Below are 15,153 nucleotides of genomic sequence, written 5' to 3'. Positions count from 1 at the left end.
TTTTCCTTCCCGGCTCACGTCACATCGTTGAACTGTCGACGATTATCGTGAGCCCGACCCATGTCCAATCTGAATGACCTGAATGCCCTGGCTTTGCCCTCGGGCAGTCAATTGATCGCTGATGCCACTGAAAGCCGTCTGAGCCTGAGCCTGGACGGCCAACCGCTGATCCGCCTGCGCCTCGATCGAGAGGCCAAGGGGGCGATCCAGCTCGATGAGCGCTTTGCGCTACCGCCCGGGCAGGCGTTGTGGGCAGCCTGTTACTGGCTGTTCGCGCGGGATCCGGCGTGCCAGCAATTGACCTGGCAACTGGATCAGCCGCCGACCGAAGCCTTGCTCAGTGGCTTGCTGCTGAGCACCGAAGTGGCCGGTGAATATCGCTGTGAACGCACGCTGTTCTGGCAACTGCCACAACCGTGGCTTGGCACTTCGCTGACCGGCAGTTATCCGCAGCAAATGGTCATCAGCCAGGGCAAGCGCCATCCTTTGCGGCCGGTGAAGCCGCGCGGTGAAGTGTATCGGCGTTTCGATGCCCGTCTGGGCGCGTGGATTTCCCTGCGCACTGTAGAGATCGAAGAAGACCTGCCGCGTTTCAATCGCTGGCAGAACAGCCCGCGCGTCGCCAGCTTCTGGCAGGAAGAGGGCAGTCTCGAGAAGCACCGCGAATACTTGAGCAAGCTCGAGGCCGATCCGCACGCGCTGACGTTGATCGGCTGTTTCGATGATCAGCCGTTTGCCTATTTCGAAGCCTATTGGGCCAAGGAAGATCGCATTGCGCCGTTCTACGATGCCGACAATTACGATCGTGGCATTCACATGCTGGTCGGCGAGGAGGATCACCGCGGCCCGCACAAAGTGGCGAGTTGGCTATCGGCGCTGGTGCATTACCTGTTTCTCGATGATCCGCGCACGCAACGCGTGGTCGCTGAGCCGCGGGCTGACAACGCGAAGATGATCGGCCATATGCAGAATCAGTGCTTCCACTGCGAGAAAGAATTCGACTTCCCGCACAAGCGCGCGGCGCTGATGATTCTGGGGCGTGAGCGGTTTTTTGATCGGTGCAAACTGGCCTGAGGCGATTTAAAAGCAAAAGATCGCAGCCTTCGGCAGCGCCTACAGAGGAATGCATTTCCATGTAGGCGCTGCCGGAGGCTGCGATCTTTTTCTATCTGGCCACGTGGTCTTAGCGACGACCCGCAATCACCGCATCCTGACGGCTGCCCGAGACCTTGCGGCAGTGCACCAGCGCATCACGAATCATGAAGTTGACCAGGGTTGGCGAAACGCCGAGCTCCTTGGCGATGTCCTTTTGCGGCACGCCGTGCAGGCGGTACATCTCGAACGCATAGCGCGTGCGGCTGGGCAGTTCGGTCAGCGCGTCGGCGATGTTTTCCAGGGTCGAGAAGTTGATGTGCGAGGTTTCCGGCGAAGCACCTTGAATGACCACGTTCAGCCCTTCCTCTTCAGGGCCGGAGTACTTCTGCTCAAGCGCCTGCTTGCGGTAGTGATCGATGGCGAGGTTGCGCACGATCTGGAACAGATAGCTCAGTTGCGCCTTGATCGACGACGTGATCGGTGGCGCCGACTGCAATCGGAAAAACGCATCCTGCACCACGTCTTCGGCACGTGAGCGGCAGCCGGTAATACGGGCTGCAATCTTGACCAGAATCAGTCGATTGTCGACGAATGCCTGAAGTAGCGGTGAATCGCACCTGCTTGTGGATACTTGTTCCGTCATGGAAATCACCTTGCTGCCAAATAGGTTAGTGGGACGCCTGGGGACGGGGCCGTCCTACACATCGAGCGACAAATTATGTTGAATGATAATGATTGTCAATTGAGAAAGAGAACTAATGATCCAAATCGGTGCGATGTGAGCACTGCGACACGCCGCCACACCCCGGCCCCATTGGCGATCCAGCCTGCCGACTAATTATTTCAAGACGTCATCCGTTCTCATTGGTGAATGGTTCCGGGTGCACGACCCCGGCCAGACAGCATTCCGATGCCTTGCGCGGTCGGCACAGACCGCGCCCTGCATGCCCTTCGCGGGGTGTGACGCAGCAAACCGATTCCATTAGCAAGCCGAATTCAGGCAGGAAACCTCATGACCGACGCGTTCGAACTCCCCAGCACCCTGGTCCAAGCCCTTCAGCGCCGCGCGGCCCTGACGCCGGATCGACTGGCCTTGCGTTTTCTCGCTGAAAACCCGGAGCAGGCTGTGGTGCTCAGTTATCGCGAGCTGGATCAACGCGCACGCATGATCGCCGCCGCGCTGCAGGCTGATACTGAGTTCGGTGATCGCGCGGTGCTGCTGTTCCCCAGTGGCCCGGATTACGTTGCGGCGTTTTTTGGTTGCCTGTACGCCGGCGTGATCGCCGTGCCGGCCTATCCGCCGGAATCCGCGCGTCGTCATCACCAGGAGCGTTTGCTGTCGATCATTGCCGATGCCGAACCGCGTCTGCTGCTGACCAGCGCCGACCTGCGCGACGCCTTGCAGCAGATCGAAGGCGCGCCACCGCTGCTGTGCGTCGATACCCTCGACAGTGCACTGGCCGAAAACTGGCTTGAACCAAGCCTGCCGCAAGACCACATCGCCTTCCTGCAATACACCTCCGGCTCCACCGCACTGCCCAAAGGCGTGCAGGTCAGCCACGGCAATCTGGTCGCCAACGAACTGTTGATCCGTCACGGTTTTGGTATCGATGTGAACCCGGACGACGTGATCGTCAGTTGGCTGCCGCTGTATCACGACATGGGTCTGATCGGTGGTCTGCTGCAGCCGATTTTCAGCGGCGTGCCGTGCATCCTGATGTCGCCGGCCTACTTTCTTGGCCGGCCATTGCGCTGGCTCGAAGCGATCAGCGAGTACGGCGGCACCATCAGTGGCGGGCCGGACTTTGCCTATCGCCTGTGCAGTGAGCGGGTCAGTGAATCGGCGCTTGAACGCCTCGACCTGAGCCGCTGGCGCGTGGCCTATTCCGGTTCCGAGCCGATCCGTCTCGACACCCTCGAGCGCTTTGCCGAGAAGTTCACCGCGAGCGGTTTCAGCGCCGACAGTTTCATGGCGTCGTACGGTCTTGCCGAGGCGACGCTGTTCGTCGCCGGCACCCCGCGCGGCACCGGTATCCCGGCACTGCGCGTGGATGATCAGGCGCTGGCGCAAAACCGCGCCGAGCCTGGCGATGGCAGCCCGATCATGAGCTGCGGCATCAGCCAGCCGGAACACGCCGTGCTGATCGTCGAGCCGAGCAGTCTCGAAGAACTCGCTGATAACGCGGTGGGCGAAGTGTGGGCCGCCGGCCCGAGTATCGCGCTCGGCTACTGGCGCAACCCCGAAGCCAGCGCCAAAACCTTCGTCCAGCACGCCGGTCGCACCTGGCTGCGTACTGGCGACCTTGGTTTCATTGGTAATGGCGAGCTGTTCATCACCGGCCGCTTGAAAGACATGCTGATCGTGCGCGGCCACAACCTCTATCCGCAGGACATCGAGAAGACCGTCGAGAACGAAGTGGAAGTGGTGCGCAAGGGCCGCGTCGCTGCATTCGCCGTCACTCAGGACGGTGAAGAGGGCATTGGCATTGCGGCGGAAATCAGCCGCAGCGTGCAAAAAATCCTGCCGCCGGAAGCGCTGATCAAAGCCATTCGCCAAGCAGTCGCTGAGGCGTATCAAGAGGCGCCGAGCGTGGTGGTGCTGCTCAATCCGGGTGCGCTGCCGAAAACTTCCAGCGGCAAATTGCAGCGTTCGGCGTGTCGCAATCGCCTGGCCGATGGCAGTCTCGACAGCTACGCGGTGTTCCCTTCGACGGCGTCTGAAAGCCAAGAGTCGACCACCAGCGCATCCGAACTCGAAACACTGATCGGCAACATCTGGGCCGAGCAACTCAACCTCAAGCAGGTCAACGCCGACGATCACTTCTTCCTGCTTGGCGGCAACTCGATCGCCGCCACCCAAGTGATCGCCCGCGTCCGCGAAGAACTCGCGCTTGAGCTGAACCTGCGCCTGCTCTTCGAAGCGCCAACGCTGTCAGCATTTGCCGCTGCCGTGGCGCAACAGCAACAGGACGGCGGCAGCGCCCAAGGTGCAATCAGCGCGTTGTCGCGCAGCGAGCCGATGCCGCAATCGCTGGCGCAAAATCGTCTGTGGATCACCTGGCAACTCGACCCGCAGAGCAGCGCCTACAACATTCCCGGTGCCCTGCGTTTGCGCGGTGAATTGGACGAAGACGCGTTGCGCGCCAGTTTCCAGCAACTGATCGAACGCCATGAATCCCTGCGCACACGCTTCTTCGAACGCGATGGCGTGGCCCTGCAACAAGTCGATGCTGCTGCCGATTTCAACCTGCAACTGATCGACATCAGCGACTTGCCGGCGCCTGAGCGCGAGGCCCGTGCGCAACAAATCCGCGAAGACGAAGCACGCACTCAGTTCGACCTGGAAAAAGGTCCGCTGCTGTGGGTGACACTGGTCCGTCTCGACGATGAAGATCATCAATTGCTGGTGACGCTGCACCACATCATCGCCGACGGCTGGTCGCTGAACGTATTGATCGACGAATTCTCACGCCTGTATGCCGCCGCTTCGCAAGGCGCAACCGCCAACCTTGCGCCGCTGCCAACCCAGTACGCCGACTACGCCAGCTGGCAGCGCCAATGGCTGGCGCAAGGCGAGGGCGAGCGGCAACTGGCGTACTGGAAAGCGCAGTTGGGTGACGAGCATCCGCCCCTCGAACTGGCCACTGACTCCCCGCGTTCGGCACAGCATGTTCACAGTGCTGAGCGTCACACCGTGCGGCTGGGCGCGAACCTCAGCGATGCGATCCGTAACACGGCACAGGCTCAGCAATCGACCCCGTTCATGCTGTTGCTCGCGGCATTCCAGAGCCTGCTGCATCGCTACAGCGGTCAGCGCGACATCCGCATCGGCGTGCCCAATGCCAACCGTCCGCGCCTGGAAACCCAGGGTCTGATCGGCTTCTTCATCAACACTCAAGTGCTGCGCGCGCAGATCGATTCGCGCCTGTCGTTTATCGAACTGCTGGCCCAGACCCGTCAAGCCGCACTCGGTGCGCAAGCGAATCAGGATCTGCCCTTTGAACAACTGCTCGAAGCCTTCCCGCAGGCTCGTGAACAAGGCTTGTTCCAGGTCATGTTCAACCACCAGCAGCGCGATCTGAGTGCACTCAAGCGCCTGCCGGGACTGCTCGCCGAAGAACTGCCGTGGCACAGCCGCGAAGCCAAGTTCGACCTGCAATTGCACAGCGAAGAGGACCGTAACGGTCGCCTGACGCTGTCGTTCGACTACGCCAGTGAACTGTTCGACGCGACGACCATCGAGCGTCTGGCCGAGCACTTCAGCAACCTGTTGCGTGAAGTCTGCGAACGCCCGGAGCAAGCCATCGGCGACCTGCAACTGCTGACCACCACCGAGCACGATCAGCAAAAACACTGGAGCATCGCGCCGTGCACCCCGGCGCAGCAGTGGCTGCCGGAATTGCTCAGTGAACAGGCGCGGCAAACCCCGGAACGCACCGCGTTGGTGTGGGACGGCGGTCGCCTCGATTTCGCCGAATTACATACTCAATCCAATCGCCTCGCCCATTACCTGCGCGACAAAGGCGTCGGCCCGGATGTCTGCGTGGCCATCGCCGCCGAGCGTTCGCCACAACTGCTGATCGGCCTGCTGGCAATCATCAAGGCCGGCGGCGCTTATGTGCCGCTGGACCCGGATTACCCGGCCGATCGTCTGGCCTACATGCTCAGCGACAGCGGCGTCGAACTGCTGCTGACCCAGACCGAATTGCTCGGCCGCTTGCCGGCCAGCGCCGGCGTCAGCGTGATCGCCATGGACGCGCTGCACCTGGAAAACTGGCCGAGCCAGGCACCGGGCCTGCATTTGCACGGCGACAACCTCGCTTACGTGATTTACACCTCGGGTTCCACCGGGCAACCGAAAGGCGTTGGCAACACCCATGCGGCGCTGGCCGAACGTCTGCAGTGGATGCAGAACGCTTACGACCTCAATGAAACTGACGTGCTCATGCAAAAGGCCCCGATCAGTTTCGACGTGTCGGTGTGGGAATGCTTCTGGCCGCTGATCACCGGCGCACGCCTGCTGATCGCCGGCCCGGGTGAGCACCGCGATCCGCATCGCATCGCGCAACTGGTTCAAGAATATGGCGTGACCACGTTGCACTTTGTGCCGCCGCTGCTGGCGCTGTTCATCGATGAACCGCTGAGCGCCGAATGCACCAGCCTGCGCCGGGTCTTCTCCGGCGGTGAAGCACTGCCGGCCGAATTGCGCAACCGCGTGCTCGCGCAACTGCCAGCGGTGCAACTGCACAACCGTTACGGCCCGACTGAAACCGCAATCAACGTCACCCATTGGCATTGCACCACTGCCGATGGCGAACGTTCTCCGATTGGCCGTCCGCTGGGTAACGTGATCTGCCGTGTGCTCGATGGCGATCTGAATTCAGTGCCGGCCGGTGTGCCGGGTGAACTGTGCATCAGCGGCATCGGTCTGGCTCGCGGTTACCTTGGCCGTCCATCGTTGACCGCAGAACGTTTTGTCGTCGATCCATTGGGTGAGCAGGGCGCGCGGTTGTACCGCACCGGTGACCGTGCGCGTTGGACGTCCGATGGCGTGATCGAATACCTCGGTCGTCTTGATCAGCAGGTCAAACTGCGTGGCTTCCGCGTCGAACCGGAAGAAATCCAAGCACGCTTGCTCGCCCAGAACGGCGTCGCCCAAGCCGTGGTGCTGGTGCGTGAAACTGCTGCCGGCGCGCAACTGATCGGCTACTTCACCGCCACCGATACCAGCGAAGATCACGACGAGCAAGTCACTCGCCTGAAAACCGCACTGGCCGCCGAGCTGCCGGAGTACATGGTCCCGGCGCAACTGATGCGTCTGGACGCAATGCCCCTGAGCCCCAGCGGCAAACTCGACCGCCGCGCCTTGCCCGAGCCGCAATGGCAAGTGCGCGAACATGTCGAACCGGTGACTCAACTGGAACAGCAGATCGCCGCGATCTGGCGTGAAGTGCTCGGGCTGCCTCAAGTCGGCCTGCACGACGACTTCTTCGCCCTCGGCGGTCATTCGTTGCTGGCCACGCAAATCATCTCGCGCACCCGTCAGGCCTGCGACGTCGAACTGCCATTGCGCGCGTTGTTCGAGCACAGCGAACTGGTTGATTTCGCCGAGCAGATCCGCCTGATCCAGGCCAGCGGCCGCACCAACAAACAGCCGCCGATCGGCAAGGTTGATCGCAGCAAACCGGTACCGCTGTCCTACTCGCAACAGCGCATGTGGTTCCTCTGGCAGATGGAACCGGACAGCCCGGCGTACAACGTCGGCGGCATGGCGCGCCTGCGCGGCGTGTTGCACGTCGAGCGTTTCGAGGCGGCGCTGCAAGCACTGATCCTGCGTCACGAAACTCTGCGCACCACGTTCCCGAGCGTCGACGGCGTCGCCCGTCAACACGTGCATGCCGAGACGGGCGTGCGCATGGGCTGGAAGGATTTCTCAACATTCGCCGCCGATGTGCGCGAGCAAAAGGTTCAGCAATTCGCCGACGAAGAAGCGCATCTGCCGTTCGATCTGGAAACCGGTCCGCTGCTGCGCGCCTGCCTGGTGAAGACCGCCGAGCACGAGCATTACTTCGTGCTGACCCTGCACCACATCGTCACCGAAGGCTGGGCGATGGACATCTTCGCCCGCGAACTCAGTGCGCTGTACGAAGCGTTTGTCGATGATCGCGATTCGCCGCTGCAACCGCTGCCGGTGCAGTACCTCGACTACAGCGTGTGGCAGCGCAACTGGCTGGAATCCGGCGAGCGTCAGCGTCAGCTCGACTACTGGACCGCGCAACTCGGCCGTGAGCATCCGCTGCTGGAATTGCCGGGCGACCGTCCGCGTCCGCCGGTGCAAAGCCATCAGGGCGAACTGTTCCGCTTCGACCTCAGCGACGACCTCGCCGCGCGGGTTCGGGCGTTCAATGCGCAAAACGGTCTGACCCTGTTCATGACCATGACCGCCGCGCTGGCCACCCTGCTTTACCGCTACAGCGGCCAGACCGATCTGCGCATCGGCGCGCCGGTGGCCAACCGCATCCGCCCGGAAAGCGAAGGGCTGATCGGTGCGTTCCTCAACACCCAGGTGCTGCGTTGCCAGCTCGACGGCATGATGTCGGTCGGCGAACTGTTCGAGCAGGTGCGCCACACCGTGATTGAAGGCCAGTCGCATCAGGATCTGCCGTTCGATCATCTGGTTGAAGCCTTGCAGCCGCCGCGCAGTGCTGCTTACAACCCGCTGTTCCAGGTGATGTGCAACGTGCAGCGCTGGGAATTCCAGCAGAGCCGTATGCTCGCCGGCATGACGGTGGAATATCTGGCCAACGATGCGCGGGCGACCAAGTTCGACCTCAATCTGGAAGTCACCGACCTCGACCATCGACTCGGTTGCTGCCTGACCTACAGCACCGATTTGTTCGATGAACCGACCATCGCGCGCATGGCCAAGCATTGGCGCAACCTGCTCGAAGCGTTGATCGCCGATCCACAACAACGCCTCAGCGAATTGCCGCTGCTCGACGCTCCGGAGCAACAGCAACTGCTCGACAGCCTCGGCGTCGAACCGGGCGAGCATCGCCTCGACCAGTGCATTCATCACCTGTTCGCCGAGCAGGCACTGGCGCGCAAAGACGCGCCGGCCCTGACCTTCGCCGGGCAGACTCTCAGCTACGCCGAACTCGACGCGCGTGCCAATCGTCTGGCCTGGGCGTTGCGTGAACGTGGTGTCGGCCCGCAAGTGCGCGTTGGCCTGGCGCTGGAGCGTTCGCTGGAAATGGTCATCGGCCTGCTGGCGATTCTCAAGGCCGGTGGCGCGTATGTGCCGCTCGACCCGGAATACCCGCTCGACCGTCTGCACTACATGATCGAGGACAGCCGTATCGGTCTGCTGCTCAGTGATCGCGCGGTGTTCAAAGCCCTCGGCGATCTGCCGCCAAGCGTGGCGCGCTGGTGCCTGGAAGAGGACAGTGCAGCACTCGCCGCTTACCCGGCCAGCGAGCTGCCGTTTATCAGCTTGCCGCAGCATCAGGCCTATCTGATTTACACCTCCGGTTCGACCGGCAAACCGAAAGGTGTGGTGGTCTCCCACGGCGAAATCGCCATGCACTGCCAAGCCGTGATCGAGCGTTTCGGCATGCGCCCGGATGACTGCGAACTGCATTTCTATTCGATCAACTTTGACGCGGCGACCGAGCGTCTGTTGGTGCCGCTGCTCAGTGGCGCGCAGGTTGTATTGCGTGCCCAAGGTCAGTGGGACGCCGAAGAGATCTGCGGTTTGATCCGCACCCATAAAATCAACGTACTCGGTTTTACCCCGAGCTACGGCAGCCAGTTGGCGCAGTTCCTCTCGACGCAAAATGAAATTCTGCCGGTGCGGATGATCATCACCGGCGGTGAAGCATTGACCGGTGAACACCTGCAACGGATTCGTGCGGCGTTCAAACCGGCGAGGTTCTTCAACGCCTACGGCCCGACGGAAACCGTGGTCATGCCACTGGCCAGTCTGGCGCCAGAGGTGCTGGAGGAGGGCGCCGGCAGTGTGCCGATCGGCAGCGTGATCGGTGCGCGTGTGGCGTACGTTCTCGACGCCGACCTAGCATTGGTGCCGCAAGGTGCGACCGGTGAGTTGTTCGTCGGCGGCGCCGGTCTTGCACAGGCCTATCACGACCGTCCGGGCATCACTGCCGAACGTTTTGTCGCTGACCCGTTTGCCGCCGATGGCGGGCGCATGTACCGCACCGGCGACCTGGTGCGCCAGCGTGCCGATGGCTTGGTGGAATACCTGGGGCGGATCGACCATCAGGTGAAAATCCGTGGTTTCCGTATCGAACTGGGCGAAATCGAAACCCGTTTGCTCGATCACGATTCGATCCGCGAAGCTGTGGTGCTGGCACTGGATGCGCCGAGCGGCAAGCAACTGGTTGGCTATCTGGTCACTGAAGTCGCCGAGCAAAGTGAGGCCCAACAGGCCGAACTGCGCGATGCCCTCAAGGCGCACCTCAAGGCACAACTGCCGGATTACATGGTGCCGACGCACCTGATTCTGCTGGCGAGCATGCCGCTGACCGCCAACGGCAAACTCGACCGCCGCGCGTTGCCAGCGCCGGACCCGGAACTCAATCGTCAGGACTACGTGGCGCCGAGCAACGAGCTCGAGCAGACCCTGGCGCAGATCTGGTGCGAAGTGCTCAACGTCGAACAGGTCGGCCTCAACGACAACTTCTTCGAACTCGGCGGCGACTCGATTCTGTCGATCCAAGTGGTCAGCCGTGCACGTCAGCAAGGCATTCATTTCAGCCCGCGTGATTTGTTCCAGCATCAGACCGTGCAGACCCTCGCCGCCGTCGCCAGCCGCACCGAGCAAGTGACAGCCGAGCAAGGTCTGGTGGCCGGTGAATCGCGCCTGACGCCGATTCAGCACTGGTTCTTCGATACGGCAATCCCTGAGCGTCAGCACTGGAACCAGGCGCTGTTGCTGGAACCGACCGTAACCCTCGAACCGCATCGTCTGGAGCAAGCGCTGCTGGCGGTGATCGAACAGCATGATGCCTTGCGTCTGCGCTTCACCGAGGTCAACGGCGAGTGGCAAGCGACGCACCAACCGGTGTCCGATGCGGCGGTGTTGTGGCAAGTGCGCGTGACCTCGATGGACAAGTGCGAAGCACTGTTCGCCGATGCCCAACGCAGCCTCGACCTGGAACAAGGTCCGTTGGTCCGCGCTGTGCTGGTCGATGGCCCGCAAGGTCAGCAACGCCTGTTTATCGCGATCCATCACTTGGTCGTCGACGGTGTGTCGTGGCGCGTCTTGCTCGACGATGTGCAAACCGTGTACCGCCAACTCAACGCCGAACAAGCGGTAAAACTGCCGGCAAAAACCAGTGCCTTCAAGGACTGGGCGGCGCGTTTGCAGGCCTACGCCGGCAGCGAATCGCTGCGCGAAGAACTCGACTGGTGGCAGACCCAACTGGCCGGTCCGAATGCCGACCTGCCATGCGAAAATCCGCAGGGCGGCCAGCAGAATCGTCGCGCGCAAACCGTCAGCGTGCGCCTCGATGCCGAGCACACTAAACAGTTGCTGCAACAGGCGCCGGCGGCCTACCGCACGCAGGTCAACGATCTGCTGCTGACGGCATTGGCCCGTGTGCTGTGCCGCTGGAGCGGCCAGACATCGGCACTGATTCAACTGGAAGGCCACGGCCGCGAAACCCTGTTCGACGAGATCGACCTGACCCGTACCGTCGGCTGGTTCACCAGCGCCTATCCATTACGTCTGACCCCGCACAACATCGAAGAGGCCGCCGGGCAGGGCGCTTCGATCAAGGCGATCAAGGAACAACTGCGCGCTGTACCGCACAAAGGCCTGGGCTACGGCGTACTGCGTTATCTCGCCGACGACCTCAGCCAGCGCAGCATGGCGGCGCTGCCGCATGCGCCGGTCACCTTCAACTACCTCGGTCAGTTCGACCAGAGTTTCGGCAGTGACGCGCTGTTCCGTCCGCTGGATGAGCCGGTCGGCGCCGCCCACGATCCGCAGGCGCCATTGCCGAACGAGTTGAGCGTCGACAGTCAGGTTTACGGCGGTGAGCTGCTGCTGCGCTGGACCTTCAGCGCTGAGCGTTACGAGGCGCAGACCATCAACGATCTGGCCGACGCTTACCTCGGTGAGCTGCAAAGCCTGATCGCCCATTGCCTGCAAGACGAGGCCGGCGGCCTGACGCCGTCGGACTTCCCGTTGGCCAGGCTGACCCAGGCGCAACTCGATGCCTTGCCGGTGCCTGCCGCGCACATCGAAGACGTTTATCCGCTGACACCGATGCAGGAAGGCATGTTGCTGCACACCTTGCTCGAACCGGGCACCGGCCTGTACTACATGCAGGATCGCTACCGCATCAACAGTGAACTCGACGCCGAGCGTTTCGCCCAGGCGTGGCAAGCGGTGATCGCCCGTCACGAAGCATTGCGCGCGTCGTTCTGCTGGAACGTTGGCGAAGACATGCTGCAAGTGATTCACACACCGGGTCGCACACCGATCGAGTATCTGGACTGGAGCGCCATCGCCGAAACCGAGCAGGAACCAAAGCTGCAAGCGCTGCTGAAACATGAGCGCGAGGCCGGTTTCGATCTGCTCAATCAGGCGCCGTTCCACCTGCGCCTGATCAAGGTCGGCGCGGCGCGTTACTGGTTCATGATGAGCAACCACCACATCCTCATCGATGCCTGGTGCCGCTCGTTGCTGATGAACGACTTCTTCGAGATCTACACCGCGATGGGCGAGGGTCGTGACGCGCAACTCGCCGTGCCACCGCGTTATCGCGATTACATTGGCTGGCTGCAACGTCAAAGCCTCGCCGAGGCGCGGCAGTGGTGGCAGCAGAACCTGCAAGGGTTCGAGCGCACCACGCCGATCCCCAGCGACCGTCCGTTCCTGCGCGAACACGCCGGTGAGAGCGGCGGCATGATCGTCGGCGACCGCTACACGCGCCTCAATGTCGAGGACGGTGCACGTCTGCGGGAACTGGCGCAGGCCCATCAACTGACCATCAACACCTTCGCCCAAGCGGCGTGGGCGCTGGTGCTGCGCCGTCTGAGCGGTGATCGTGATGTGCTGTTCGGCGTTACCGTGGCCGGGCGTCCGGTGGAAATGCCGGAGATGCAACGCACCGTCGGCCTGTTCATCAACAGTATCGCGCTGCGGGTGCAGATGCCGGCTGATGATGAACGCAGCAGCGTGCGTCAGTGGTTGAGTGGTCTGCTCGACAGCAACATGCAGCTGCGCGAGTACGAATACCTGCCGCTGGTGAACATTCAGGAACAAAGCAAATTGCCGAAAGGCCAGCCGCTGTTCGACAGCCTGTTCGTCTTCGAAAATGCCCCGGTGGAAGTCTCGGTACTGGACCGTGCGCAGAGCCTGAATGCGACCTCGGATTCAGGCCGTACCCACACCAACTTCCCGCTGACGGCGGTGTGCTACCCGGGCGATGACCTTGGCCTGCACCTGTCTTATGACCAGCGTTATTTCGACGAATCGACCATCGAACGCATGCTCGGCGAGTTCAAACGCTTACTGCTGGCACTGGTTGATGGCTTCCATGGCGACATGGCCGATCTGCCGCTGCTGGGTGCCGAGGAACAGGATTTCCTGCTGCACGGTTGCAACCAGAGTGCCCACGACTATCCGCTGGAGCAGAGCTACGTTGCGCTGTTCGAAGCGCAAGTTTCCGCGCATCCGCAGCGTATCGCCGCGACGTGCCTTGATCAGCAACAGAGCTACGCCGAGCTGAACCAGAATGCCAACCGTCTCGGCCATGCACTGGTCGCGGCCGGGGTGCAGAGGGATCAACCGGTGGCATTGCTCGGCGAACGTAATCTCGATCTGCTCGGCATGATCATCGGCAGCTTCAAGGCTGGCGCGGGTTATCTGCCGCTGGATCCGGGCCTGCCGAGTCAGCGTCTGCAACGCATCATCGAGCTGAGCCGCACGCCGGTGCTGGTCTGCTCTAAAGCATGCTTTGAACAGGCGCAGACGTTGCTGGACGAATTCAGCTGCGCCAATCGCCCGCGCTTACTGGTGTGGGAAGAGATTCAAGCGACGGCGACATCGGCGCAGGATCTGGGCATTTACAGCGGCCCGGACAACCTCGCCTACGTGATCTACACCTCGGGCTCCACCGGCCTGCCGAAAGGCGTGATGGTCGAGCAGCGCGGCATGCTCAACAACCAGTTGAGCAAGGTGCCATATCTGCACCTGAGCGACGCCGACGTGATCGCCCAGACCGCTTCGCAAAGCTTCGATATTTCGGTCTGGCAGTTCCTCGCCGCACCGCTGTTCGGCGCGCGGGTGGACATCGTGCCGAATACGATTGCTCACGATCCGCAAGGGTTGCTGGTGCACGTGCAAGCGCAGGGCATCACCGTGCTCGAGAGCGTGCCGTCGCTGATTCAGGGCATGCTCGCCGCGGAGCGCTTGAGTCTGGATGGCTTGCGCTGGATGTTGCCGACCGGTGAAGCGATGCCGCCGGAGCTGGCGCACCAGTGGCTGCTGCGTTACCCGGACATTGGTCTGGTCAACGCTTACGGCCCGGCGGAATGCTCGGATGACGTGGCGTTCTTCCGTGTCGACCTGGCGTCGACGCGCGGCAGCTATTTGCCGATCGGCACGCCGACCGACAACAACTTGCTCTATCTGGTCGATGGCGCGCTGGAACTGGTGCCGCTGGGTGCGGTGGGCGAGTTGTGCGTGGCGGGCACGGGCGTCGGTCGCGGTTATGTCAGCGACCCGTTACGCACCGCACCGGTGTTTGTGCCGAACCCGTTCGGCGCGCCGGGCGAGCGTCTGTATCGCACCGGTGATCTGGCGCGGCGTCGCAGCGACGGTGTGCTGGAGTACGTTGGCCGTGTTGACCATCAGGTGAAGATTCGCGGTTACCGCATCGAGCTGGGTGAGATCGAGGCGCGTCTGCATGAGCAACCGGAAGTGCGCGATGGTGCGGTCGGTGTGCAGGAAGGCGTCAACGGCAAGCACTTGGTCGGCTATCTGGTTGCGGCCGATTCGGCACTCAATCCGAGCGAACGCCTGGAGCGGATCAAACAGCGCCTGCGCGCCGAACTGCCGGAATACATGGTGCCGCTGCACTGGTTGTGGCTCGATCAGCTGCCACTGAATGCCAACGGCAAACTCGATCGCAAAGCCCTGCCGGCGCTGGAGATCGGCCAGTTGCAGAGTCAGGATTATCTGGCACCGCGCAACGAGCTGGAGCAGACGTTGGCTGACATTTGGACCGAAGTGTTAAAGGTCGAGCAGGTCGGTGTGCGCGACAACTTTTTCGAACTGGGCGGGCACTCGTTGCTGGCCACGCAGATCGCTTCGCGGGTGCAGAAAACCCTGCAACGCGACGTGCCGCTGCGAGCGATGTTCGAGTGCAGCACGGTGGAGGAGTTGGCTGAGTACATTGATGGACTGGCGGCGAGCGATATCACCGAGGAGAAGGTTGATCGGTTGAATGATCTGATGGCGGAGCTGGAGGGCTTCTAGTTCTTTAGCGCATGCAATGGCCTCATCGCGAGCAGGCTCACTCCTAC

The 15,153-nt window shown here is 62.1% G+C and carries 3 protein-coding genes; 2 read left to right on the top strand and 1 reads right to left on the bottom strand.

Annotated features, from left to right (window positions below; all coding sequences use genetic code 11):
• The first annotated feature begins 60 nt into the window (after positions 1–60).
• A complete protein-coding gene (locus ACWR1S_RS22305) occupies positions 61–1,074 on the top strand; it encodes a GNAT family N-acetyltransferase (protein ID WP_454565014.1) in 1,014 nt (337 codons plus the stop codon).
• A 109-nt stretch (positions 1,075–1,183) separates the two neighbouring features.
• On the opposite strand, the gene ACWR1S_RS22300 is transcribed toward ACWR1S_RS22305, so the two are convergent.
• A complete protein-coding gene (locus ACWR1S_RS22300; RefSeq protein ID WP_038364167.1) occupies positions 1,184–1,738 on the bottom strand; it encodes an RNA polymerase factor sigma-70 in 555 nt (184 codons plus the stop codon).
• Between the two features lie 369 nt (positions 1,739–2,107).
• On the opposite strand from ACWR1S_RS22300, the gene ACWR1S_RS22295 reads away from it, so the two are divergent.
• Positions 2,108–15,106: a non-ribosomal peptide synthetase gene (locus ACWR1S_RS22295; protein ID WP_454565013.1), complete on the top strand. Its 12,999-nt coding sequence runs from the start codon at positions 2,108–2,110 to the stop codon at positions 15,104–15,106.
• The last annotated feature ends 47 nt before the right edge of the window (positions 15,107–15,153 follow it).

This window comes from Pseudomonas sp. AIG, assembly GCF_977020205.1.
Note: the sequence above shows the minus strand (reverse complement) of the source record. Positions and strands in the feature narration are given on the sequence as shown.